Raw genomic sequence first — 22,794 nt, forward strand, 5'->3', positions numbered from 1 at the left:
GTCAGTGGCCCGAGGCGGTGTTGGCGAAGGCGGGCTGCGGCGAGCCGCCCAGGTTGCGCTGCAGGATGTTGGAGAACTCCTCGATGAAGGTCTCCAGCTTGATCGCGACCCGGTCGATGTCGCGGGCGAAGCGGTTGTAGGCCACCACGGCGGGGATGGCGGCAAACAGGCCCAGGGCCGTGGCCACCAGCGCTTCGGCGATGCCGGGCGCCACGGTAGCCAGCGTCACCTGCTGCAGCGCGCCCAGGCCGGTGAAGGCGTGCATGATGCCCCACACGGTGCCGAACAGGCCGACGTAGGGAGACACCGAGCCGACCGAGGCCAGGAAGGAGAGGTTGGTCTCGATCACGTCCAGCTCGCGCTGGAAGCTGGCGCGCATGGCGCGGCGCGCGCCATCGAGCAGGGTGCCGGTGTCGGCGATGCGGCGCTCGCGCAGCTTCTGGTATTCGCGCATGCCGGAGGCGAAGATGCGCTCCATGGGGCCGGACAGCTTGGCGTTCTGCGCGGCGGCGGCGAACAGGTCGTTGAGGCTGGTGCCGGACCAGAACTCGCGCTCGAAATCGTCGTTCAGCGACTTCACGCGGTTCAGGGCGAACAACTTGCGGAAGATCGCCGCCCAGCTGGTGACGGAGACGAGCAGCAGGAGCAGCATCACGAGCTGCACCACCCAGCTGGCTCCCATTACCAGTTGCACGATCGACAGGTCTTGGTGGTTCATCGCTTCTTGTTCAGTACTTCCAGGATGGCTTCGGGAATGCGGGCGGGCCGCAGCGTTGCGGCGTCCACCCAGCCGATGCGGATGGTCCCCTCCGCCAGCAGTTGCGCGCCGCGGCGCGCCTGCTGGGCAATTATCAGAGAGGCTCTCCCCGAAGCTTCGAGCGCCGCTGTAACGGAGAGTTCATCATCGAGCTTCGCCGGCGCGAGATAGCGAACCGAAGTTTCACTGACGATGAACTGGCCCCCGGCGGTTTCGCGCAGCGCGCCCTGCGCGACGCCGAGCGAGCGCAGCCACTCGGTGCGCGCCCGCTCGAAGAACTTCAGGTAGTTTGCGTAGAAGACGATGCCGCCCGCATCGGTATCTTCCCAGTAGACGCGTATCGGCCAGGTAAAGATGGCCGATCCCGTCATGAAAGGACGCCCTTCAGGCGCGCCGCGGCTTCCTGCAGCTGCGCCATCGAGTTGGCGGTGGAGAAGCGGACGAAGCGGCCGGTGTCCGCTTGGCCGAAGTCGCGGCCCGGGGTGACGGCGACGTGGGCGCGCTTCATCACCTCGAAGGCGAAGTCCCAGCTGCCTTCGACGCCCAGCTTGTGGGCGACCGCGCTGCAGTCCGCCCAGGCGTAGAAGGCCCCATCGGGCACCACCGGCACCTGCAGGCCCATGGACTGCAAGGCGGGGATGAACCAGTCGCGGCGGGCCTTGAACTCGGCGCGCCGGCGCTCGTATTCGGCGATGCTCTCCGGCGCGAAGCAGGCGAGAGCCGCGTACTGCGCCACGGTGCTGGGGCAGATGAACAGGTTCTGCGCGAGGCGCTCCACCACCGGCACCAACTGCTCCGGCACGACCATCCAGCCCAGGCGCCAGCCGGTCATGTTGAAGTACTTGGAGAAGCTGTTGATGCTGACGACGTTGTCGTCGATGGCGAGCGCCGTGTGGCCGAAGGTGTCCTCGTAGGACAGGCCCAGGTAGATCTCGTCCAGCAGCGTGATCCCGCCTTTCGCCTGCACGAAAGAGTGGATGCGGCGCAGTTCGTCCGGGTGGATCGAGGTGCCGGTCGGATTGGACGGCGAAGCGAGCAGCACGCCGCGCGTGCGCGCGCGCCAGTGCTCCTGCACCTTGGCGGCGCTGAGCTGGTAGCGCTCTTGCGCCGTCGTCGGGATCAGCACCGCTTCGCCTTCGGCGGCGCTGACGAAATGCCGGTTGCAGGGATAGCTGGGATCCGGCATCAGGATCTCGTCGCCGGTGTCGATCAGCGCCAGGCAGGCCAGCTGCAAGGCCGCGGATGCACCTGCGGTCACGACGATGCGGCGCGCCGGCACATTCACGCCGAAGCGTTCCTGGTACCAGCCGCTGATGCGTTCGCGCAGGGCGGGCAGGCCGGTGGCGTCGGTGTACTGCGTCCGGCCGTCGTGGATGGCGCGAACGGCTGCTTCCTGCACCAGCGGCGGCGCGGTGAAATCCGGTTCGCCGATGTTCAGGAAGATCATCGGCTGGTCGCTGCGCGCGACTTCGCGGGCGAGCTGCGAGGCGGCCTTGGCCACCTCCATCACGTAGAAGGGCTCGATGCGTTCGGCGCGGCGGCTGATCTTCAAGGCCGCGCCTTCCCCGCTGCGCGGTCGGCTTCCACTTCCGCCGAGCGCAGCTTGGGCGCCAGGCCGTTCAGCACCGCGTTCACGTACTTGTGGCCGTCGGTGCCGCCGAATTCCTTGGCCAGCTCGATGCATTCGTTCAACACGACGCGCCAGGGCACTTCCGCCACGTGCAGGAACTCGTAGGCGCCGATCCACATGACGGCGTGCTCGATGGGGGAGATCTCCTCCAGCTTGCGATCGAGCAGCGGCACGATCAGCGCGTCGAGTTCCGCCGATTCCTTGATGCAGCCATGCAGCAGGGCGTCGTAGTGCACCGAATCCGCCTTGTGGAAACCCGAGAGACCGCGGGTGAACTGGTCGATGCTCTCCGGGTCCTGCCGGCCCACCAGGTGCTGGTACAGGGCCTGCACGGCGAATTCGCGGGCGCGGCTGCGCGCCGGCTTGGCGCTGGTCTTGCGCGGGGGCGTTTCGCTCATTCCAGGTCTTCCAGCAGGTTGGCCATCTCGATGGCGACCAGCGCCGCGTCGCGGCCTTTCTCCACCTGGCGGGCCACGGCCTGCTCCAGGTTCTCGGTGGTGAGGATGGCGTTGGCGATGGGCAGCTGGTAGTCCAGCGACACGCGCGTGACGCCGGCGCCCGACTCGTTGGCCACCAGCTCGAAATGGTAGGTCTCGCCGCGGATGATGCAGCCGATCGCAACCAGCGCGTCGTACTGGTCCTTCTCCGCCATCGCCTGCAGCGCCACCGGCACTTCCAGCGCGCCGGGCACGAACACGTGGTCGATGTTGTCGTCCTCGACGCCGTGTTCCAGCAGTGCTTCGCGGCAGGCCTTGGCCAGCGCGTCGGTCACGCCGGGGTTCCAGCGCGCCTGCACGATGCCGATCGCCAGCCGCTTGCCGTCCAGCCGGTCCGCGGCGCCCTTGTCAGCTCCAAACATCGGAATTCCTATTCGTTCGGGCGGGGCGTGTAGCCCGCCACTTCCAGGCCGTAGCCTGCCATGGAGGGCATGCGCCGGGGCGCGCCCATCAGGTTCATGCGTCGCACGCCGCAGTCCCGCAGGATCTGGGCGCCGACGCCGTAGGTGCGCAGGTCCATGCGGCCGCGTTCGGGCGCTTGCGCCGCGCGAGCCGTGCCCTCGAATTGCTCCAGCAGCTGGTCGGCGGTCTCGCCGCAATTCAGCAGCACGGCGACGCCGTGGCCGGTGGCGGCAATGTGCTTCAGGCTGGAGTCCAGGCTCCAGCTGTGCATGGAGCGATCCAGCTCCAGCGCGTCCAGCACGGACAGCGGTTCGTGCACGCGCACCGGCACCGCCTGCTCGGCGTCCCACTGGCCCTTGACCAGCGCCAGGTGCAGGCCCTGGCTGGGCTTGTCGCGCCAGGCGTGGGCCGTGAACTCGCCGTAGGCCGTGGCCAGCTGGCGGGTGCCGATCTTCTCGATCAGGCTCTCGTGGCGGCTGCGGTAGTGGATCAGGTCGGCGATGGTGCCGATCTTCAGGCCGTGTTCGGCGGCGAACAGCTGCAGGTCCGGCAGGCGGGCCATGGTGCCGTCGTCCTTCATCACCTCGCAGATCACGGCGGCCGGCGTGCAGCCGGCCATCGCGGCGAAGTCGCAGCCGGCTTCGGTATGGCCGGCGCGCATCAGCACGCCGCCATCCACCGCCTGCAGCGGGAAGATGTGGCCCGGTTGCACCAGGTCGGCGGCGGTGGCGTCCTTCGCCACGGCGGCCTGCACCGTGCGGGCGCGGTCGGCGGCGGAGATGCCGGTGGTCACGCCGGTGGCGGCCTCGATGGACACGGTGAAGGCCGTGCCCATCTTGGTGCCGTTGCGGGCCACCATGGGCGGCAGCTGCAGGCGCTCGCAGCGCTCGCGGCTGAGGGTCAGGCAGATGAGGCCACGGCCGAAGCGGGCCATGAAGTTGATCGCTTCGGGCGTGACGTGGTCGGCGGCGAGCACGAGGTCGCCTTCGTTCTCGCGGTCTTCTTCGTCGACCAGGATCACGATGCGGCCGGCACGCATCTCGGCGACGATGTCCTCGACGGGGGAGACGGGAACGGGGTTGAGGACGGCGGGACGGGCAGTCATCCCGCTATTGTCGCATCTGCCCCGTTGCCGGCCCCTGTGTGGGGCCGGGTCAGGCCGCGCGGGCGGCCGGCAGCGGCAGGTCGAGGGTGAAGCTCGCGCCCCGGCCCGGGCCGTCGCTGGCGGCGCTCAGGGCGGCGCCCATCTCGCGGGCGGCCAGCGCGCAGCTGTGCAGGCCGAAGCCGTGGCCGTCGCGGCGGGTGGTGAAGCCGTGCGAGAAGATCCGCGTCAGGTTCTCTTCCGGAATGCCTTCGCCTTCGTCGTGCACCGAGATGCGCAGGCGCTGCGGCTCGGGCTGTTCGATGCGCACCGTCAGTCGCGCCCGCTGGCCGGCCAGGCCCGCCATCGCATGCTTGGCATTGCTGATGAGGTTGACGAGGATCTGCAGCACGCGGCCGCGGTCCAGCGGCACGGCGGCCATGGGCGCGTAGTCGCGCACCACCTCCACCTGGTGCCGAGCCAGCGAGCTGCCCTGCATGCGCAAGGCCTCCTCCGCCAGTTCCGCCGGTTCCACTGCTTCGACGACGTGGCTGCCGCCGGCATGCGACTGCTGGGTGGCGACGATGTCCTTGACGTGCTCGACGCTCTTGACCAGGCGTTCGACTTCGCTCGTCATGTCCCGGTGTTCCTCGGCCAGGGCGGCGGTGGCGGCCGCCAGGTAGGCCGGAAGCATCCGGCCCTTGTCGTCCTCGGCGAGGAAGCGGCCCGCGTCTTCGCCCTGGTCGCGCAGCATGGTCGCCGCCCGGCCCAGGCCGCCCAGGCGCGACTTGCGCAAGGTGCCGGCGACCACGCTGGCCGAGGTGTTGATGCTGTTCAGGACGTTGCCCACGTTGTGCAGCACGTTGGTGGCGATTTCGGCGCGGCCAGCCTGGCGGGCGGCGGCGACCAGTTCGTCCTGGGTCTCGCGCAGCTTCTCCAGCAACACGTTGCGCTCCTGCTGCGCGGCCAGCTCGCGCTGGGCCCGCTGGCGCTGGACCTGCTCGCTCAGCAGGGTGGCCTGCGCCTGGTTCAGGCGCTCGGAGCGCCCGGCCACGTCCCGCTGCACGCGGGACAGCAGGCGGTGGAAGAACCAGGTGAGGGCGCCGCCGATCAGCGCGAAGACCAGGATCACGCCGCCCGCGGCCAGGCGCCAGGTGCGCGCGAGCCCGGTGACGTCCGTCATGACCAGCAGCGAGCCGACCTTCTGGCCGCGCGAATTCAGCAGCGCCTGCTCCACCACCTGCGTGGTCCGGCCGCCGTCGGTGGCCTGCAGCGGTTGCTGCGTGCCTTCCGGGCCGCGCGGGCCTGCCAGGTAGTCGTGCACGCCCGAGGGGATGTCCGCCGTGCTGCGGCTCAGGACGATGACGTCGCGGAACTCGTCCCAGTTCTCGTGGATGCCCCGGCGCTTCTGGTACTCGCGGTAGGTCGCCTCGTCCAGGAAGTGCTTGTTCAGCAGCAGCAGCGCCTGGCCGTCCACGGTGTTGGTGATCTGGGCGAACAGGTCCTCCAGTTCGGCGCCGAGCTCGATGTAGCCAATGAGCTGGCCGTCGACGAACCACGGCGCGCTGACGCGCAGGGTGAAGGCGCCGTTGGTGCCCTGTTCGTTGCCCCAGGCGACATGGCCGCTGCGCTCGGCCTCCATCATCACGAAGCGGTCGACGCGGTCGCCGGCGTGGTCCGGCTCGTGCACGCGCAGCAGCACCTTGCGGTCGGGCGTGATGAAGTACAGGTGCGTGATCGCATGTCGCCGCTTCAGGTCCAGCAGGAGGTCGGACGTCAGCCCGAGCAGCATTCGCGGGTCGCGCGCGAGCTGGGCGTGCAGGATGCGCGGGTCGGCCATCAGCATGTCCTGCACCGACTGCATGGTCTGCACCTCCTGGCCGGTCAGCCCCACCAGGAGGGACTTCATGGCCTTGCCGGTGTCGTTGGCCTGCTGCTGCATGTACTCGCCGCGCGCCAGGAACATCAGCAGGGCGACCAGGGACACCAGCAGCAGCAGGGCCGCCGCGAGCGGCAGCAGGATGCGCATGCGCAGGCCCGAGGTGAGCTCGCGTGCATCGGCGCCGAAACCGGAATCCAGGCGCAAGTCGCCGTACGGAGGCTGCATCGCCTGCGTCATGGCTGCCCCGCCTCGCGGGCGCGCCGGGCCTCGAGGCGCGGCGGGATCCATTTGAGCAGCACGTCCCACATCGCCTCGAGCTCCAGCGGCTTGGCGATGAAATCGTCCATGCCGGCCTGCAGGAAGCGCTCGCGATCGCGCTGCAGCACGCTGGCCGTCATCGCGATGACGGGCAGGTCCGCGTGGCCGGGCCTTGCGCGCAGGGCGCGCGTTGCATCCACGCCATCGAGCACCGGCATGTGCGCGTCCATCAGGACGGCGTCGTAGCAGGACTGCTCCACGCGCTCGAGCGCCTCGGCGCCGTCGCTGGCGACGTCCACCTCGATGCCGGCGCGGCGCAGCAGCAGGCTGGCCACCACCTTGTTGGTCTCGTTGTCCTCCACCAGCAGCACGCGGGCGCCGCGCAGCAGCGGCAGCCGCTGGGCCTGCTCCGCGTTCATGCGGGGCGGCAGCGGCTGCGCCGTGGCGGGCAGGCCCAGGCGCGCGGTGAACCAGAAGCAGCTGCCGCGGCCGGGCTCGCTCTCCACGCCGACCTCGCCGCCCATCAGGTGGGCCAGCTTGCGGGAGATCGCCAGGCCCAGGCCCGTGCCGCCGAAGCGGCGCGTGGTGGAAGCGTCGGCCTGCTGGAAGCGCTGGAACAGCCGCTGCAGCTGGCTGGCGGTGATGCCGATGCCGGTGTCGGTGACCGACAGGCGCAGCACGACTTCGCCCGGCGCACGGGACTCCACCCGCGCGGCGATCGCGACCTGGCCGCGCTCGGTGAACTTGATGGCGTTGCCGGTGAAGTTCAGCAGCACTTGCGCCAGGCGCAGCGGATCACCCACCAGCAGCGGCGGCACCTGCGCGTCGACGTCGCAGCTCAGGACCAGTCCCTGGGCGGCGCACTTGGCGCCCAGCGTGCCGGTCACCCGGTCGACCACGGAGGCCAGCGTGAAATGCGTCTGCTCCAGGGCCAGCTTGCCGGACTCGATGCGCGAGAAGTCCAGGATGTCGTCGAGGATGCCCATCAGGTGGTCGGCCGACTCGGCGACCATGCCGAGGTGCTGGCGCTGCTGCGGGTCGAGCGCCGTCTGCAGCAAGAGCGTCGACAGGCCGATGATCGCGTTCATCGGCGTGCGGATCTCGTGGCTCATGTTGCTCAGGAACTCGTCCTTCGCGCGGCTGGCCTGTTCCGCGGCCTCCTTGGCCACCTGCAGTTCATGCGTGCGCTTCTGCACGGTCGCTTCGAGCTCGCCCAGGTGGTGCAGCGCGTCCTGGGCCAGGTCCCACTTGACCGTGAGCGTGCGCGCGAGCTGCGCCACCTCGATCATGTCGAAGGGCTTCTTGATCACGAGCAGCCGGTCCTGCACGTCCAGCCGCTGCAGCACGTCCTCCCACGCGTGGTCGGAATAGGCGGTGCAGATCACGACCTGCAGCTGCGGGTCCACCTGCCAGAGGCGCTCGATGGTTTCCACGCCGTCCCATCCGGGCGGCATGCGCATGTCGACGAAGGCCAGCGCGTAGGGGCGGCCTTCGCGCATCGCGGTCGCAACCTTCTCGAGCGCTTCCTTGCCCTGGTAGGCCGAATCGACGTCGAAGCCTTCCGCGTCGTTGGCGGCCGGCGCTTCGCCGAACAAGGTGGCTTCGAGCTGGTCGAGCGCGGCGTCGCTGCGGCCGGCGACCAGGCTCTTGCGGAAATCGTGGTGCATCGCCGGCATGTCGTCGACGACGAGCACCCGGCGGTTGGTGGTGGCTGGCATGGGGGGTACTGCGTGGCGCGAAGCGGTTCCGTCAGCATGTAACGGAATGTCGCGACCGCCATGATCCCCCAGGCGGGGTCGCCGGGCTTAGGAGAAGTGCGAGCCCGGGCTGGAGAAAATGGCTCTAGGCCGCGCTGCGGGCCTGCGGCAGGCCGGCGCCGAGCATGCGTTCCACGTAGCGCGCGATCAGGTCGATCTCGAGGTTCACCCGGCTGCCAGCCTTCAGGGCATGCAACGCGGTGTTGTCCACCGTGTGGGGAATCAGGTTGATGCTCAGCTCGGTGCCGTCGGCCAGGTCGCTGATGCTGTTGACGGTGAGGCTCACGCCGTTGACGGTGATGGAGCCTTTGTAGGCCAGGTACTTGCCCAGCGCCTGCGGCGCCAGGATGCGCAGCTCCCAGCTTTCCCCGACCGGCTCCATGCGCTGCACGGTGCCGACGCCGTCGACGTGCCCGGAAACCAGGTGGCCACCCAGGCGGTCCTGCGCACGCAAGGCCTTTTCCAGGTTGACCGGGCCACGCTCGCCGAGGCCCGCGGTCTTGTCCAGCGATTCGGCGGAGATGTCGATGCTGAAATGGTGGGCGTTCGCGTCCAGCGAGGTCACCGTCATGCAGGCCCCGTTGATCGCGATGCTGTCGCCGAGCTGCACGTCTTCCAGGTAGCCGGCCGGCGTTTCGACGGTGAGTCGCTTGCCGTGCTGGGCCGAAGAGCCAAGGTCGTCGACGGCGGCGATGCGTCCGACGCCGGTGATGATGCCGGTGAACATGCGGACTATTTTCCCACTTGTGGCTGGCAGCTGGCTTTCACCTTGGCGAGGATGCGCAGGTCCGGGCCGAAAGCCTTCATCTCGCCGAACTCCAGTTCCACGGCTTCGTCCAGCCGCTGCAGGGGCCCGATGTTGACCATGCCCTGGCCGGGGCCGAGCAGCTTGGGCGCGAGGTAGACCAGCAGTTCGTCCACCAGGCCTTCGCGCAGCAGCGAGCCGTTGAGCTTGAAGCCGGATTCGACGTGCACCTCGTTGACCTCGCGCAGGGCCAGGTCGGCCAGCATGGCGGCCAGGTCCACCTTGCCCTTGGGGCCGCCGGCCTGGTAGACGACTTCGGCGCCGCGGGCTTCCAGCGCGGCCTGGGCCTGTGCGTGCTGCTCCGCCGCGTAAACCAGCACATGGCGGCCGGGCACGAACAGGGCCGCGTCCGGCGGCGTCTGCAGGCGGCTGTCCACCACCACCAGCGGTGGCTGCTTGGGCGCCGGCCACAGCCGGATGTCCAGCCGCGGGTTGTCCTCCAGCACGGTGCCGATGCCGGTGAGGATGGCGCCGGCGCGGCCGCGCCAGGCATGGCCGTCGGCGCGGGCTGCTTCGGAGGTGATCCACTGGCTGGCGCCGTTCGCCAGCGCGGTCTGGCCGTCCAGCGAGGCGGCGATCTTCATCCGCACCCAGGGGGTCTTGCGCTCCATGCGGCTGAAGAAGCCGATGTTCAGTTCGCGCGACTCGGCGGCGCCCGGGCCGACCTCCACCGCGACGCCGGCCGCGCGCAGGCGCGCGAAGCCCTGGCCGGCGACCAGCGGATTCGGGTCGCCGAGCGATGCGACCACCTTGGCGATGCCGGCCTGCACCAGCGCGTCGCAGCAGGGGCCGGTGCGGCCGTGGTGGGAGCAGGGTTCCAGCGTGACGTAGGCGGTGGCGCCGCGCACGTCCTCGCCGCGGGCGGCGGCGTCGCGCAGCGCCTGCACTTCGGCGTGCGCCTGGCCGGCAGCCTGCGTGTGGCCGCTTCCCAGCACGCGGCTGCCGTCGGCGGCGACGATCACGCAGCCCACGCGCGGGTTGGGCTCGGACAGGGCGATCGCGCGGTGCGCCAGCGCGAGCGCTTCTTCCATCGCAGGATGCAGCTTTTCCATGGCGGCATTCTGCGCGAAGCCGCGGCCCATAGTTCACTGCCGCGCCACGGCCCGCTTCCTATCGTGGCCGCATGGACAAGACGACTCAGCGCGGGTTCACGCTGCCCGAAATGCTCGTGACTTTCAGCGTGCTCGGCGGCCTGCTGGCCATGGCGCTCACCTCGATCACGGACATGGTGCACGACCTGCGGCTGGCGGGCGTGTCCAACGACGTGATGCAGCAGCTGTTCCTGGCGCGCAGCGAGGCGATCAAGCGCAACCGGCGGGTTGCGGTGTGCAAGTCACCCGATGGCGAGTCCTGCGCGGAGCAGGGCGGGTGGGAGCAGGGCTGGATCCTGTTCGAGGACACTAACAACAGCGGGACGCGCGAGGCGCACGAGCCGATCCTGCAGCGCCTGAACCCCCTGCCGCCGCAATACCGCCTGACGGCCAACAACCCGCTGGCGCGCTACGTGTCCTACCACCCGCTGGGTGGCACGGTCATGGCGTCGGGCGCTTTCCAGGCCGGCACGTTCACGCTGTGCCGCCTCTCGGCGGGGCCGGGGGAGGGCCGGCAGATCATCATCAACGCGGGCGGCAGGCCGCGGGTGCAGAAGGTGCAGCTGGAAAGCTGCATGTGAGGCGGGAGCCTACTTCCGGATCTCGTCGACCACGTGCTTGAACTCGTCGACGTCCTCGAAGCTGCGGTAGACGCTGGCGAAGCGGACGTAGGCGACCTTGTCCAGCTTCTTCAGTTCGCGCATCACGTGCTCGCCCAGCCGCGAGCTGGGGATTTCGCGCACGCCCATGTTCAGCAGCTTTTCCTCGATGCGCTCCACCGCGCCGTCGATCTGCTCCGTGCTGACCGGGCGCTTGCGCAGCGCCAGCTTCATCGAGCCGAGCAGCTTCTCGCGGTCGTACTCGATGCGGCGGCCGTCCTTCTTGACGATCGCCGGGAAGGTGACGTCCGGCCGCTCATAAGTGGTGAAGCGCTTCTCGCAGTGCGCGCACTGGCGCCGCCGGCGGATGAAGCCCCCGTCCTCGGCCATGCGGGTCTCCACCACCTGGGTGTCGGCATGGCCGCAGAAGGGGCACTTCATGCCGAGCGCAGCGCCGGGCCGCCCCAAGCAAGCAAGCGCCCCCTCGGGGGGCAGGGAGGACGCGTAGCGCCGACCGTGGGGGCTGTCATTTGTAGACCGGGAAGCGGCGGGTCAGCGCGTTGACCTGCTCGCGGACCTTGGCGATGTTGGCCGGGTCACGCGGATGCTCCAGCACGTCGGCCACCAGGTTGGCGGTCTGGCGCGCCTCTTCTTCCTTGAAGCCGCGGGTGGTCATGGCCGGCGTGCCGATGCGCACGCCGCTGGTGACCATCGGCTTCTCGGGATCGTTGGGGATCGCGTTCTTGTTGATGGTCATGTGGGCGTCGCCCAACACGGCTTCGGCTTCCTTGCCGGTGATGCCCTTGGCGCGCAGGTCGACCAGCATCACGTGGCTCTGCGTGCCACCGCTGACGATGCGCAGGCCGCGCTGGACCAGCGTCTCGGCGACGACCTGGGCGTTGCGCACCACCTGCTGCTGGTAGGCCTTGAACTCGGGCTGCAGCGCTTCCTTGAAGGCCACGGCCTTGGCGGCGATGACGTGCATCAGCGGGCCGCCCTGCAGGCCGGGGAAGATGGCGCTGTTGATCGCCTTCTCGTGCTGCGACTTCATCAGGATGAAGCCGCCGCGCGGGCCGCGCAGGCTCTTGTGGGTGGTGGAGGTCACCACGTCGGCGTGCGGCACCGGGTTGGGGTAGACGCCCGCGGCGATCAGGCCGGCGTAGTGGGCCATGTCCACCATGAAGATGGCGCCGACGTCCTTCGCCACCTTGGCGAAGCGCTCGAAATCGATGCGCAGGCTGTACGCCGAGGCGCCGGCGATGATCAGCTTCGGCTTGCTCTCGTGGGCCTTGCGCTCCATCGCGTCGTAGTCGATGGCTTCGTTCTTGTCCAGGCCGTAGCTCACCACGTTGAACCACTTGCCGCTCATATTGAGAGGCATGCCGTGGGTGAGGTGGCCGCCTTCGGCCAGGCTCATGCCCATGATGGTGTCGCCGGGCTTCAGGAAGGCCAGGAAGACGGCCTCGTTCGCCTGCGCGCCGGAGTGCGGCTGCACGTTGGCGGCGTCGGCGCCGAACAGTTCCTTGATGCGGGAGATCGCCAGCTGCTCGGCGATGTCGACGAATTCGCAGCCGCCGTAGTAGCGCTTGCCGGGGTAACCCTCGGCGTACTTGTTGGTCAGCTGGGTGCCCTGCGCGGCCATCACCGCGGGCGAGGCGTAGTTCTCGCTGGCGATCAGCTCGATGTGCTCTTCCTGGCGGCGGTTTTCGGACTGGATGGCGGCCCAGAGTTCGGGGTCGGTCTGTTCGATGAGGATGTTGCGGTGGTACATGCGGCAGTTCCTAGGACGTCGCGCCCCTGGCCTTCCAGCGGGGCTGCCCAGGCGAACGGCTGATCGAAGCCTGCGTGGGAAGCTGAGGCGCAGCAGCGCGATGAGCGCTGCAGCGCAGCGGCTTTCCGCCAGCAGGCTGCGGCACGCTCCCCAGTGGTTTGTTGGTCCACGTCAGCGCCCCGAGGATGGGGCGCCTATCGCCAGTCGCGTGCGGCCGCAAGTTTAACTGAGGCCGCGGGCTGGCCGTCAGATCGTCGGTTCCGCCCCTGCGACCGGGCGGGCTGCCTCTTCCTTCACGGCCGGCAGGGCCGGGCCGGGCGCGCTGGTGCGCAGGGCCGGGGCGGCCGGCGGCACCAGCGGCACCATGCGGCCGGAAGCCACCAGGCGCAGGCGCTCGTGTTCGGCCATCACCTTGTCGGCGTAGCCGCCGTCGTCGGTGAGGTTGGCCGCGCCGACGTAGAACTTCAGGCCGGCCTGGACGGAGCCGGCGCGCTGGATGCATTCCTGCAGCACGTTGACGCCGACCCGCAGGTTGGTGACGGGGTCGAAGGCGGCCAGCTTGCCGCCGAAGTTCTCGTACTTGTCGCTGTGCACGCCGGTCATGACCTGCATCAGGCCCTGCGCGCCGACCGTGCTCTGGGCGAACGGGTTGAAGCCCGATTCCACCGCCATCACGGCCAGGATCAGGGTCGGATCCATCTTGGTCCGGCTGCCGGTCTCGTAGGCTTCGGCGACCAGCGCGCTGATCGGCTCCGGCGCCACCCGGTACTTCTTGCTGAGCCAGTAGGCGACGGCGGCCTGCTGCTTCGGCAGGTCCTTGGGGTTGAGCGCGGTGGCGCGGTCGATCGCATCGAGTTCGGGCACCATGCCCAGGGCCTGGGCCTGGCGGGCCCGCAGCCAGGACATGAGCTGCCCTTCACCAGCCTGGCGCAGGTCCGGGCGGGCGGTCAGGGTCAGCACCGCGAAGACGACGGCGAGGCCGACGACCGCGAAGCCGTTATGCGTGATTTCAAAAAAGCCTTGGGCGACGTCGGAGGTGAACGTCCGCAGCCCGGAGGCTGCTTTGCCTAACGCTGTCATAGCACTTCCTTTCTACGCGCGGATTCATGCGAGGTGTGCGCTGCGAGGGCAGCAGCACGGTCCCAACATGGCTCCTCGTTTGGATTGGTACGCCATCGAAACCGGGGGCCCTCCTTGCTGGAGGCGCCCGCCACGGTGTCGACTTAGCCGGGGTCGGCAGCGGGTTCAGGTCGTCCCCGGCGCTCCGACGGCCAGGGACGGGCGGACTCTAGCAGGCGGCCAAATACGAGGTCAAGGATGTTTCTGTCACTTTTTATACGCTATGAAACATAACGGCTGGAGAATTTAGGCCGGTTTGAGTCCGCAACACGGTCGGAATGTGCCGTGGCAATTTGTAGGTCAGCGTCCGACAAGGCAGGGTCGCGCTACAAAAATAAGAGCGCGAATGCCAAAGAATCCCGGTGACAACCGTCTGTTACAAGTCGGCGCACCAGATTGGGGCAAGAAACGCCGACTGCGCGGTGGCTTGCCGGACGGTCCGGCTGTAACCGTTTGTCGGATGACGCGGCGGCGACGGGCGGTCCCGCCGGATTTTTTACGGCCGTAAGGAAACTGGTGCGACCCTGTCAAGGCAAGGAGGTCAATCGCGCATCCCGCGGTCATTGAAAACTCGGATTTGAAAACGCCGCGCGCGTCATCTAACTTCACAGGGCCTGAGCGATCAGGTGTTAGCCGGTAGGGCCACGGTCTGTGGCAGCCCCGGCCCCTCTTGGAAGCAATACATTGCTTCCGGCGCAACATGGACATCGACCTCCACGTTGCGAACCCAGACGGTGGCGACATGGGTCGACCGTCCAGCCCGGCAGGCGGCTTCAGGCTTCCTGTCCGGGCTTTCTTATTTGGAGCAGCGAAAATCGCCGCGCGATGCAGGTCTCGCGGGGCATCTGCACGACGGAGCCGATTCGCGGCGAGAATACGCACTTGCCCCCGCCTGGGGGCTTTCCTTTCCCACCAGAAGAATTCCTGTCCGTGAGCTCACTCAAACCCCACGACACCCAGCAGCTCGACGCGCTGACGGGTGGTGCCTTTTCCGCGCCGACGTCCGGCGAGCGCGCTGCCCGTGTGCGCGAGTGGCTGGCCAGCCAGCCCAGCACCGAGCAGATGCACGAGGTGTTCCGGGAGCTGAGCGCCCGCGACAAGGGCGCCGCGCGCCTGCTGCGCGAGAAGCTGGACGAGATCAAGCGCGCCAAGGGCCAGGAGGCCATCGCCGCCGAATGGGCCGAGCGCGCCCGTGTCCTGCTGGCCCAGCCGCGGCTGAACATCGCCGACGCCATGGCCTGGCAGCGCGATGCCGCCAAGGCCGGCGCGCCCCTGAGCCGCGAGCCGCTGGCTGGCGTGAAGACGCAGCTGGCCGATCGCATCAAGGGCATCGAGGACCTGCAGAACCGCGTCCAGGTGCAGCGCGAGGCGGCGGTGCTGCTGGCGCAGCGCATCGAAGTCCTGTCCACCAAGTCCTGGCGCGACGCCCAGGCCGCCGCCGACGCCCTGCGCGCCGACGTGCCGCAATGGCAGGGGCAGGCCCAGGCGCTGCTCGATGATTCCAACTGGGGCAGCGTGGACACCAAGTTCCCGCCGCTGCTGGAAGCCTCGCGCGGCCAGCTGCAGGTGGTGTGGGATTCGTTCCAGAACGCGCTGGCCCAGGCCATCGCCGCCGCCGACGACGCCAGCGCGCCGCTGCCGCCCGTGCCGGTGTGGGCCGACGAACTGCGCCAGGCCCGCGGCCTGCCCGCCGAAGCGCCGGCCGCCGCACCCAAGCCGCCGAAGCCGCCCAAGCCGAAGGTCGACCCGGAACTGCGCGCCAAGGCCAGCCACGCCATCACCGACGCCCTTTCCAAACTGGAAGCGGAAATCGCCCAGGGCCACGGCAAGGCGAGCGCCGGCGCGGCCAATGCGCTGCGCAACGCGCTGAAGGAGCACGGCAAGCTGGTCGACGACAAGCTGGAGACGCAGGCGCACAACGCCCTGACCGCCGCCACCGAACTGGAAGGCTGGCAGCGCTGGCGTGCCGACCAACTGCGCCAGGAACTGGTGGCCAAGGCCGAAGCGCTGTTCGAGACCGTCCCCGCCCCGGGCGCGGCCGCCAAGCCGGCGCGTCCGCCCCGGAAGCCGAAGCCGGGCGTCCAGCCCGCTGGCACGGAGCAGGCGCCAGCCGCCGCGGAAGGCCAGCCGGCCGCCGAGGCGCAGCCTGCCGTCGAAGCGCAGCCCGCAGTTGAAACCGGCCCGTCCGCAGAGACGCAGCCGGCGGTCGAAGCCGCCGAAGCCCAAGCCCCGGTGCAGCCCGCTGCAGAGGCTGCCAGCGAACTGCAACCTGCGGCCGAAGCCCAGGCAGCTCCCGAATCGGCGGCCGCTCCTGATCAAGGAGCCGCTACGCAAGCCGAGCCCGCAGCCGAGGCACAAGCGAGCCATGCTGCCCCGGCTCCCGCCGTCGCCCCGCAACGCCGTCCGCGTTTCGGCGGCCGCAAGATGCAGGAAACCCTGCGCAGCCTGCGCGAGCAGTGGAAGCAGGTGGACCAGGGTGGCCCGCCGAACCACGCGCTGTGGAAGCGCTTCGACGAAGCCTGCAACGAGGCCTACAAGGTGGTGCAGGAATGGCTGGACAAGGTGAAGGCCGAGGCCGCCGAGCACCGTGGCACCCGCCTGTCCCTGATCGAGGAAGTGAAGTCCTGGGCCGCCGCCCACCCCGAACCGGAACGTGGCGACTGGAAGGGCTTCAACCGCGCGCTGCACCAGTTCTCGGACCGCTGGCGCGAGGCCGGCCACCTGAGCGAGAAGGCGTTCGCCGAACTGCAGCCGCAGTGGAAGGACGCGATCGGCCGTGCCGCCGCCCCGCTGGAGCAGGCGCAGAAGGCCTCCATCGAGCGCCGCAACGCGATGATCGACGAAGCCCGGGCGCTGGGTGATGCGCCGCAGCTGCGCATCGATGCCGTCAAGTCGCTGCAGCAGCGTTGGCAGGGCGAAGCCCAGGCCGTGCCGCTGGACCGCAAGCAGGAACAGAAGCTGTGGGACGCGTTCCGCAAGCCGATCGACGAGGCGTTCAACCGCAAGACCGCCGAGCGCGAGAAGGCCGCGTCCGCCATGAGCGGCCGTGACCGCGCCGTGCTGGAAGCGTCCAAGGCGGTGGAGGAAGCCACCGCCAGCGGCGACGCCCAGAAGATCCGTACGGCGATGACGGCGCTGGAGCAGGCGCTGCGGGCCCGCGACAGCGATGCCGCTGCTGCGGCTCCCGCGCCTGCCGCGCCGGCACAAGCCGCCGCGCCGGAAGGCGAGGCCGCCGAAGGCCAGGCCGACGAAGGTGAGGCCGAGGCCGCTGCCGAAGCGCCGGCCGCGCCGGCCAAGCAGCCGCCCAAGCCCGTCGTGGCCGTGCGCGGCGACGACCGCCCTGGCGCGCGCAAGGCCGAACCGGCAGCGCCGGCTCGCGGTGGCCGTTTCGGCGATTCGCGCCGTCCCGGCGCCCCGGGTGGCCGGGACGACCGCCGTGGCCCGCGCGATGACCGCCGCGACGATCGCCGGGGTGACCGTGGCGATCGCGAGGACCGGGGCCCGCGCCTGGGCGACACCGCCTTCCGCGCGCAGCGCGAGGCGCTGGAGCACGCGCAGGCCGCCCTGCGCAAGCTGGCGGCGCAGGCGCACGGTGAAGCGCTGACGCAACTGATGTCCGCCTGGGAACAGCGTGTGGGCGAGCAGGTGCCGGGCCACCAGGAACTGAAGGCCGTGAGCACGCCGGTGCGCCAGGCCTGGGTGCAGGCGGTGTCGCAGCCTGCCGCGGGAGGCGATGCGGCCGAGGCGCTGCTGCGGCTGGAGATCGCCGCCGACGTGCCGACGCCGGCGGAACAGATCACCGCGCGCCGCGCGCTGCAACTGCAGCTGCTGACGCGCCGGCACGATCCCTCGCCACAGGAGACCTGGGGCCAGGACGTGGCGAAGGTGCTGGGGACGCCGCATGAAGGCAATGCGGCGCGGCGCCTGCAGAATGCGCTGAAGGCGCTGCTGCGCAAGTGAGCGTGCGGTGCGCAGCGCAGCTGCGCACCTGCCAACCCGTGCGGGTCAAACCGGCTGGAAGAACCCGTCGAACAGAGGCACGAGCGCCGGAAACTCGCTCGTGAACCTCTGCCGGTTCACGAAATACGCCTCGCAGGCCACGGCGAAGAACTCGTCGATGCTCTGCGCGCCATAGGGATCCAGCCAGGGTTCCTCGCCGCCGAAGCGCTCGGCGACGATCACCTTCTCCCGGAACGCGTCGTACTGCGGCTGCAGCACGGCCAGCCATTGCTGGCGCGCCTGTTTCGACGGCATCGGCGGGCAACCGTCCGAGGCGCCGTCGCGCATGTCGATCTTGTGGGCGAACTCGTGGATCACGACGTTGTAGCCGCTGTCGGCCGAGGCATGCGCGACGTCGTGCCAACTGAGCATGACCGGGCCGCCCGGCATGGCTTCGCCCACCAGCGGCTCTTCCCAGTCGTGCACGACGCCGACCTCGTCCATCGCCTGGCGGGGCGCCACGACTTCGCCGGGGTGGACCACGATGCCGACGAAATCGTCGTACCAGGACAGGCCCAGGTGCAGCACCGGCAGCACCGCCTGCGCGGCGATCGCCAGCGCGATCGCATCGGTGATGGCGAGGCCGTCGGCGCCGTGGAATTCCTTGTCCCGCAGGAAGCGCGCCGCCAGCTCGCGCAGCCGCGCGACGTCCTCGGGACTGCGCTCGGAGAGAAAGGGATAGGCCGCCAGCGTCGAGCGCCACAGCGCGTCGGGGAGGGCGGGAGCCTCCCGGCGACGGCGCAGCCAGCCGAACATCAGGCCAGGGCGACGCGCTGCCAGGCGCCGTCGCGCGCCAGGCGCAGGGCCTCGCGCCGTGGCGGCTGCGCCTGCGGGTCCCAGTCGCTCAGCACGATGCGGCGATGAGTGGCGTCGAGGTCGTGTTCGCGCGGCTTGTGCGTGTGGCCGTGGATCATCACCGCCGCGTCGGCGGCCTGCAGCCAGGCCAGGGCCGCGGGCATGTCGACGTCCGCGTACTCGCGGTCGGTGCGCTTGAGGTCTTCGCTCTCGCTGCGGATCGCCTTGGCCATCATGCGGCGCTCCGCCAGCGGGCGCGCCAACACGGCGGCCTGCCAGGCCGGGGAGCGCACCTGGCGGCGGAAGGCCTGGTATTCGGTGTCGTCCAGGCACAGCGCATCGCCATGCGTCAGCAGCCAGCGGGCGCTGCCGAAGGCGAACACGGTGGGGTCAGCCAGCAGGGTCACGCCGGTCGTGGCCGCAAAGCCGGCGCCAAGCAGGAAGTCGCGGTTGCCGTGCAGGAAGAATATCGGCCGCTGCCGGGTCGCCGCGCGCAGCACTTCCGCGCAATCGCCCTCGAACCCCGGCCCGGCGGCGCTGTCGTCGCCGATCCAGGCTTCGAAGAGGTCGCCGAGGATGAAGACGGCGTCGGCCTGCGTGGCCGCCATGTAGCGGCGCCACGCCTCGAAGTTGGCCGGCTGCGAAGCCTCCAGATGCAGGTCGGAGATGAACTCCACGCTGCGCCAGCCCTGGGGCGCGACCAGTTCCTGCGCCCGCGGGGCTGCTTCCATGCCGCCCACGCTCAGGAGACGACGACGGCCTTCTCGATCACGACGTCGTCGTTCGGCACGTCGTCGTGGAAGCCCTTGCGGCCGGTCTTCACGCCCTTGATGCGGTCGACCACGTCCTTGCCGCCCACCACCTTGCCGAACACGGCATAGCCCCAGCCGCGCGGCGTGGGCGAGGTGTGGTTCAGGAAGTCGTTGTCGGCGACGTTGATGAAGAACTGCGCCGACGCCGAGTGCGGGTCGTTGGTGCGCGCCATGGCGACGGTGTAGTTGTCGTTCTTCAGGCCGTTGCCGGCCTCGTTCTCGACCGGCGCGTCGGTGGCCTTCTGGCTCATGCCGGGGGCGAAGCCGCCGCCTTGCACCATGAAGCCGCTGATGACGCGGTGGAAGATGGTGCCGTCGTAGTGGCCCTTCTTCACGTAGTTGAGGAAGTTGGCGACGGTCTTCGGCGCCTTCTGCTCGTCGAGCTCCAGCGTGACGACGCCCTGGCCCTGGATGTGCAGTTCGACCTTCGGATTCATGTTTCTTTCCTTTTACTTGACGATGGTGGCCGAGGTGATGACCACCGGGGTCTGCGGCACGTCGTTCGCGCCAGTCGGGACCGCCTTGATCCTGTTCACCACGTCCATGCCCTCGACGACCTTGCCGAAGACGGTGTAGCCGTATTCCTTGACCGTGGGGTCGAGGAACTTGTTGTCGGCGACGTTGATGAAGAACTGGGAGGTGGCGGAATCCGGATCGTTGGTGCGCGCCATGGCGACCGTGCCGATCTGGTTGCGCAGGCCCTTGGCATAGGCGTCACGGCCTTCGTGCGCCACCGGCGGGCGCGTCGGCTTCTCGACCATCTTGGGGTCGTAGCCGCCGCCCTGGATCATGAAGCCGTTGATGACGCGGTGGAATGTCGTGCCGTCGTAGTGCTTGTCGCCCACGTACTGCAGGAAGTTGGCTACGGTCTTGGGCGCCTTGTCCGGGTAGAGCTCGAGGACGATGTTGCCGGCCGTGGTGGCCAGCTTCACGCGCGGGGCATCCGCGGCGAGGGCACCGCCGGCCAGGCAGGCGCCGAGCGCCAGCGCCGCGAAAGCGCGGCGCGTCAGGGGGAATCTCAACCGATCACTCCTTCGAAGAAGATCTTCCACTGCAGCCCCTGGCGAACCCAGTATTGCCGCTTGACGGGCCCCGTGCGGGACCCCGTGGGGACTTCTCCGAAGGTTACCACCATGGTGTCGGCCGAGTCGGTCCAGCGCAGGTAGCTCAGGTCCTTCAGTTCCACCGCCTTGCCTCGGGTGCGGTTGAGTTCCACCTGCAGCAGCGGCTGCGAGTCGGCGCGCGACTTGCCGTTGACGGTGAAGTCGGGCGTATAGAAGCCCAGCATGCGGTTGATGTCGCCGCTGGCCTTGGCTTCGCGCCAGGCGGTCAGCACGTCGGCGAAGCGGCGCGAATCGGTTTCCACGCTGTTGGGGTTCACCCAGCGCAGCGAGGGCGCGATGACCACCGGCGTCGTGCGGACCTCCACGGCCTTGATGATGCGCTCGAGATCCGGGTTGGACAGCACTACGCAGCCGTCGGTGGCCTTCGGCGCGCGCGAGTATTGCGCCGGCGGCGTGCCGTGCAGCCAGATGCCGCGGCCGGTCTTGCCACGCCGGGCGTCGTAGGGGTTCGGATAGTTGATCGGCAGGGCGCCGGCGCCGTAGAAGTCCTTCAGCGACTTCGGGTCGAGGTTGCTGGTGACCCAGTAGACCCCGAGCGGCGTGCGCATGTCGCCTTCCTCGGCCTTCTCGATGCCCAGCTTGCCGACCGAGATGTAGTAGTCGCCGATCAGCTTGAGCGGCTGGCCCGGCTCGTTCTCGAACAGGTAGAGGCGGGCACGCGATGTATCGATGGCAATCGCGTGGCGGTTCTTCGGCGCCAGCTGCAGGAACTGCGCCGGGATGGCGTTGGCCGGCGGCCGCTCGCGCAGCGCGCGCATGCGCAGCTGCGACTCCTCGCGCAGTTCCGCCAGCATCGCGCCGCCTTCCTTGGCGGCGGCTTCGGGCACGTCGCCGAAGGCGCGCACCGGGCCCTGCTGCGCCATCAGCAGGTCGCCGTAGACCAGTTGCGCGAGCTGGAAGTTGGGGTGCTGGCGCACCAGCACTTCGGCCTTCGCCAGCGCCTCGCGGCTGCGGGCCTGGCCGATCAGCTTGTAGACCTCGATCAGGCGGGCTTCGGCTTCGCCGTCACGCACCTGCGGCGCCGCGGCCGGCGCGGGATGCGCCGGGGCGGCAGGCTTGTGCAGGTGGGGCGGGGCGGCGTGGGCGGTGACCAGGAGGCCGGCGGCGCAGGCAAGCACCCCCAGCGTGCGAAGCGGATTCAACTGCAATGCCGGCGCCACGCTGGTCCCGGGCTCAGCCCGTGCTCTCGCGCACGATCTGCCACTTGCCGCCGTTGTTCACCAGGTCCAGCGTCTTGCGGCTGTTGACCTTGAGCGCGTCGGCGGCGTAGTCCTGCTTGAAGCGCGCCGTGGCCTTGTTGCCATTGACCGACACGCTCAGGTCGGTGATCTTCACGGCGATGTGCGACTTGCCGACGATGCGGCCGCGGCGTTCTTCTTCCCAGGCCTTGCGCGACTGCTTGCCTGGCGGGTCGAATTCCTTGCCGTAGGAGCCGAGGTAGCCACCCATGTCCTTGGCGGCCCAGGCGGTCGCCCAGGCGTGCACGGCGGCCTCGACGTCCTTGGTCGCGGCGGCCTTGTCGGCGGCAACGGCGGGCGCCGCCGGAGCAGGAGCCGGCGTGGGCGCGGCGGCCGGGGCTGCGGCGACGGCCGGGGCCGGCTTGGCGGCAGGTGCCGGGGCCGGAGCCTGGGCCACCACGGCGCCGCCGGTGGGCGCCTTCGTCGCGGCAGGCGCGGGCGCGGCGGCGGTTGCCGGCGCCGGGATGGCGCCGCCGGTGCGGGCAGCGGCGGCGGACACCTTGGGGTTGGCGGAGAACAGCTCGCGGATCAGCGCCAGCTTGGGCTGCACCGCGGTGTTGCTGGCATCGAGCTGCAGCGCGCGGCTGTAGGCCTGGCTGGCCAGCTTGGCGTAGACATCGCCCAGGTTCTCGTGGGCGGTGGCGTAACTGGGGTTGGTGCGGATCGCCATCTCCAGCGCCGCGCGTGCCTTGTCGAACTGCGCCTGGCCGGCGTACAGCACGGCGAGGTTGTTGTAGGGCTCGGGCAGCTCCGGGTAGTCCTCGGTCAGCTTCTGGAAGGTGGTGATCGCCTCGCCGGTCTTGCCCTGCTCGGTGAGGATGACGCCCTTGATGAAGCGCATCTGCGGGTCCTTCGGCTTGCCCGCGAGATACTGGTCGGCCTTGGAAAGCGCCTCGGGCAGCTTGCCGCCGCGCAGCAGCTGGTTGACGTCGCTGTAATCGTCGGCGCGGGCCAGGCCACCGGCCGCCAGCAGGGCGGCGGTCAGGACGGCGAGGACTAGTGTTCTTGGAATCGTGGGTCGCGCAAGCGTCATAAGGCCTCTGGGGTACTCCAACCGCAATGACAAGCCCTCACAGGGGGCTATATACTGCTGGCCGATTGTAGCCGGGGCCGCCAGAGCGGAACATTCCGCTGCTGCTAGAACAAGACACACCGGCCCGCGGAACCGGCGCCCAGC

21 protein-coding genes are annotated in these 22,794 nt (G+C 69.5%); 2 read left to right on the plus strand and 19 right to left on the minus strand.

Going from position 1 to position 22,794, the window contains the following annotated elements; translation table 11 throughout:
* Window position 1: 1 nt before the first annotated feature.
* The 10 genes from tolQ to ribD all read right to left on the minus strand — a co-directional run bounded on the left by tolQ (window position 2) and on the right by ribD (window position 10,121).
* Window positions 2-718 carry a protein TolQ gene (tolQ, locus tag HHL11_RS15285; protein ID WP_169419206.1) on the minus strand — a complete coding sequence of 239 codons (717 nt, stop codon included), beginning with the start codon at window positions 716-718 and terminating at the stop codon, window positions 2-4.
* Complete coding sequence (ybgC, locus tag HHL11_RS15290; protein ID WP_169419207.1) at window positions 715-1,128, minus strand: tol-pal system-associated acyl-CoA thioesterase; 414 nt, start codon at window positions 1,126-1,128, stop codon at window positions 715-717. The genes tolQ and ybgC overlap by 4 nt, the downstream gene beginning before the upstream one ends.
* Complete coding sequence (locus HHL11_RS15295) at window positions 1,125-2,309, minus strand: pyridoxal phosphate-dependent aminotransferase (protein ID WP_169419208.1); 1,185 nt, start codon at window positions 2,307-2,309, stop codon at window positions 1,125-1,127. Before HHL11_RS15295 ends, ybgC begins: the two co-directional genes overlap by 4 nt.
* The gene (gene nusB / locus HHL11_RS15300) at window positions 2,306-2,785 is read right to left on the minus strand and encodes a transcription antitermination factor NusB (RefSeq protein WP_169419209.1); all 480 of its coding nucleotides are present in this window, start codon (window positions 2,783-2,785) and stop codon (window positions 2,306-2,308) included. Before nusB ends, HHL11_RS15295 begins: the two co-directional genes overlap by 4 nt.
* Window positions 2,782-3,246, minus strand: a complete 465-nt coding sequence (ribH, locus tag HHL11_RS15305) for a 6,7-dimethyl-8-ribityllumazine synthase (RefSeq protein WP_169419210.1) — start codon at window positions 3,244-3,246, stop codon at window positions 2,782-2,784. The genes nusB and ribH overlap by 4 nt, the downstream gene beginning before the upstream one ends.
* 8 nt (window positions 3,247-3,254) lie before the next feature.
* On the minus strand, window positions 3,255-4,391 hold the full coding sequence (gene ribBA, locus HHL11_RS15310; RefSeq protein ID WP_169419211.1) for a bifunctional 3,4-dihydroxy-2-butanone-4-phosphate synthase/GTP cyclohydrolase II: 1,137 nt from the start codon (window positions 4,389-4,391) through the stop codon (window positions 3,255-3,257).
* Between the two features lie 49 nt (window positions 4,392-4,440).
* Window positions 4,441-6,486 (minus strand): ATP-binding protein, encoded by a 2,046-nt coding sequence (locus HHL11_RS15315; RefSeq protein ID WP_169419212.1) that lies wholly within the window; start codon window positions 6,484-6,486, stop codon window positions 4,441-4,443.
* The gene (locus HHL11_RS15320) at window positions 6,483-8,225 is read right to left on the minus strand and encodes a response regulator (RefSeq protein WP_169419213.1); all 1,743 of its coding nucleotides are present in this window, start codon (window positions 8,223-8,225) and stop codon (window positions 6,483-6,485) included. The genes HHL11_RS15315 and HHL11_RS15320 overlap by 4 nt, the downstream gene beginning before the upstream one ends.
* Before the next feature lie 124 nt (window positions 8,226-8,349).
* A complete protein-coding gene (locus HHL11_RS15325; protein ID WP_169419214.1) occupies window positions 8,350-8,991 on the minus strand; it encodes a riboflavin synthase in 642 nt (213 codons plus the stop codon).
* A 5-nt stretch (window positions 8,992-8,996) separates the two neighbouring features.
* Window positions 8,997-10,121, minus strand: a complete 1,125-nt coding sequence (gene ribD, locus HHL11_RS15330; RefSeq protein ID WP_169419215.1) for a bifunctional diaminohydroxyphosphoribosylaminopyrimidine deaminase/5-amino-6-(5-phosphoribosylamino)uracil reductase RibD — start codon at window positions 10,119-10,121, stop codon at window positions 8,997-8,999.
* Between the two features lie 71 nt (window positions 10,122-10,192).
* On the opposite strand from ribD, the gene HHL11_RS15335 reads away from it, so the two are divergent.
* Window positions 10,193-10,741 (plus strand): GspH/FimT family pseudopilin, encoded by a 549-nt coding sequence (locus tag HHL11_RS15335; protein WP_169419216.1) that lies wholly within the window; start codon window positions 10,193-10,195, stop codon window positions 10,739-10,741.
* A gap of 9 nt (window positions 10,742-10,750) precedes the next feature.
* Here the strand turns inward: HHL11_RS15335 and nrdR are convergent, their stop codons facing one another.
* The 3 genes from nrdR to HHL11_RS15350 all read right to left on the minus strand — a co-directional run bounded on the left by nrdR (window position 10,751) and on the right by HHL11_RS15350 (window position 13,610).
* Window positions 10,751-11,200: a transcriptional regulator NrdR gene (nrdR, locus tag HHL11_RS15340; RefSeq protein ID WP_169419217.1), complete on the minus strand. Its 450-nt coding sequence runs from the start codon at window positions 11,198-11,200 to the stop codon at window positions 10,751-10,753.
* An 85-nt stretch (window positions 11,201-11,285) separates the two neighbouring features.
* Window positions 11,286-12,530 carry a serine hydroxymethyltransferase gene (gene glyA, locus HHL11_RS15345; protein ID WP_169419218.1) on the minus strand — a complete coding sequence of 415 codons (1,245 nt, stop codon included), beginning with the start codon at window positions 12,528-12,530 and terminating at the stop codon, window positions 11,286-11,288.
* 246 nt (window positions 12,531-12,776) lie between these two features.
* The gene (locus tag HHL11_RS15350; protein ID WP_169419219.1) at window positions 12,777-13,610 is read right to left on the minus strand and encodes a lytic transglycosylase domain-containing protein; all 834 of its coding nucleotides are present in this window, start codon (window positions 13,608-13,610) and stop codon (window positions 12,777-12,779) included.
* 963 nt (window positions 13,611-14,573) lie between these two features.
* Here HHL11_RS15350 and HHL11_RS15355 point away from each other — a divergent pair.
* Entirely contained in the window at window positions 14,574-17,609 is a 3,036-nt protein-coding gene (locus tag HHL11_RS15355; RefSeq protein ID WP_425355210.1) for a DUF349 domain-containing protein, read from the plus strand.
* 45 nt (window positions 17,610-17,654) lie between these two features.
* Here the strand turns inward: HHL11_RS15355 and HHL11_RS15360 are convergent, their stop codons facing one another.
* Genes HHL11_RS15360 through HHL11_RS15385 form a run of 6 tightly spaced genes read right to left on the minus strand, consistent with a single transcriptional unit; the run spans window position 17,655 to window position 22,650 of the window.
* Window positions 17,655-18,404, minus strand: coding sequence for a M90 family metallopeptidase (locus HHL11_RS15360; RefSeq protein ID WP_169419221.1), 750 nt, complete (start codon window positions 18,402-18,404; stop codon window positions 17,655-17,657).
* Window positions 18,404-19,174, minus strand: a complete 771-nt coding sequence (locus HHL11_RS15365) for a UDP-2,3-diacylglucosamine diphosphatase (RefSeq protein WP_169419222.1) — start codon at window positions 19,172-19,174, stop codon at window positions 18,404-18,406. Before HHL11_RS15365 ends, HHL11_RS15360 begins: the two co-directional genes overlap by 1 nt.
* Window positions 19,175-19,185: 11 nt before the next feature.
* Window positions 19,186-19,692, minus strand: coding sequence for a peptidylprolyl isomerase (locus HHL11_RS15370; protein WP_169419223.1), 507 nt, complete (start codon window positions 19,690-19,692; stop codon window positions 19,186-19,188).
* A gap of 12 nt (window positions 19,693-19,704) precedes the next feature.
* A complete protein-coding gene (locus HHL11_RS15375) occupies window positions 19,705-20,277 on the minus strand; it encodes a peptidylprolyl isomerase (RefSeq protein WP_169419224.1) in 573 nt (190 codons plus the stop codon).
* Window positions 20,274-21,527, minus strand: a complete 1,254-nt coding sequence (locus tag HHL11_RS15380; protein ID WP_205964285.1) for a L,D-transpeptidase family protein — start codon at window positions 21,525-21,527, stop codon at window positions 20,274-20,276. The genes HHL11_RS15375 and HHL11_RS15380 overlap by 4 nt, the downstream gene beginning before the upstream one ends.
* A gap of 25 nt (window positions 21,528-21,552) precedes the next feature.
* Window positions 21,553-22,650 (minus strand): nuclear transport factor 2 family protein, encoded by a 1,098-nt coding sequence (locus HHL11_RS15385; RefSeq protein ID WP_169419226.1) that lies wholly within the window; start codon window positions 22,648-22,650, stop codon window positions 21,553-21,555.
* Window positions 22,651-22,794 lie beyond the last annotated feature (144 nt).

Source organism: Ramlibacter agri, assembly GCF_012927085.1.
Taxonomy (GTDB): Bacteria; Pseudomonadota; Gammaproteobacteria; order Burkholderiales; family Burkholderiaceae_C; genus Ramlibacter; species Ramlibacter agri.

Coding starts and splice junctions, on each gene's coding strand:
- tolQ (WP_169419206.1), bottom strand. CDS start 718: ATGAACCACCAAGACCTGTCGATCGTGCAACTGGTAATGGGAGCCAGC.
- ybgC (WP_169419207.1), bottom strand. CDS start 1,128: ATGACGGGATCGGCCATCTTTACCTGGCCGATACGCGTCTACTGGGAA.
- nusB (WP_169419209.1), bottom strand. CDS start 2,785: ATGAGCGAAACGCCCCCGCGCAAGACCAGCGCCAAGCCGGCGCGCAGC.
- ribH (WP_169419210.1), bottom strand. CDS start 3,246: ATGTTTGGAGCTGACAAGGGCGCCGCGGACCGGCTGGACGGCAAGCGG.
- ribBA (WP_169419211.1), bottom strand. CDS start 4,391: ATGACTGCCCGTCCCGCCGTCCTCAACCCCGTTCCCGTCTCCCCCGTC.
- HHL11_RS15315 (WP_169419212.1), bottom strand. CDS start 6,486: ATGACGCAGGCGATGCAGCCTCCGTACGGCGACTTGCGCCTGGATTCC.
- HHL11_RS15320 (WP_169419213.1), bottom strand. CDS start 8,225: ATGCCAGCCACCACCAACCGCCGGGTGCTCGTCGTCGACGACATGCCG.
- HHL11_RS15325 (WP_169419214.1), bottom strand. CDS start 8,991: ATGTTCACCGGCATCATCACCGGCGTCGGACGCATCGCCGCCGTCGAC.
- ribD (WP_169419215.1), bottom strand. CDS start 10,121: ATGGAAAAGCTGCATCCTGCGATGGAAGAAGCGCTCGCGCTGGCGCAC.
- HHL11_RS15335 (WP_169419216.1), top strand. CDS start 10,193: ATGGACAAGACGACTCAGCGCGGGTTCACGCTGCCCGAAATGCTCGTG.
- nrdR (WP_169419217.1), bottom strand. CDS start 11,200: ATGAAGTGCCCCTTCTGCGGCCATGCCGACACCCAGGTGGTGGAGACC.
- glyA (WP_169419218.1), bottom strand. CDS start 12,530: ATGTACCACCGCAACATCCTCATCGAACAGACCGACCCCGAACTCTGG.
- HHL11_RS15350 (WP_169419219.1), bottom strand. CDS start 13,610: ATGACAGCGTTAGGCAAAGCAGCCTCCGGGCTGCGGACGTTCACCTCC.
- HHL11_RS15360 (WP_169419221.1), bottom strand. CDS start 18,404: ATGTTCGGCTGGCTGCGCCGTCGCCGGGAGGCTCCCGCCCTCCCCGAC.
- HHL11_RS15365 (WP_169419222.1), bottom strand. CDS start 19,174: ATGGAAGCAGCCCCGCGGGCGCAGGAACTGGTCGCGCCCCAGGGCTGG.
- HHL11_RS15370 (WP_169419223.1), bottom strand. CDS start 19,692: ATGAATCCGAAGGTCGAACTGCACATCCAGGGCCAGGGCGTCGTCACG.
- HHL11_RS15385 (WP_169419226.1), bottom strand. CDS start 22,650: ATGACGCTTGCGCGACCCACGATTCCAAGAACACTAGTCCTCGCCGTC.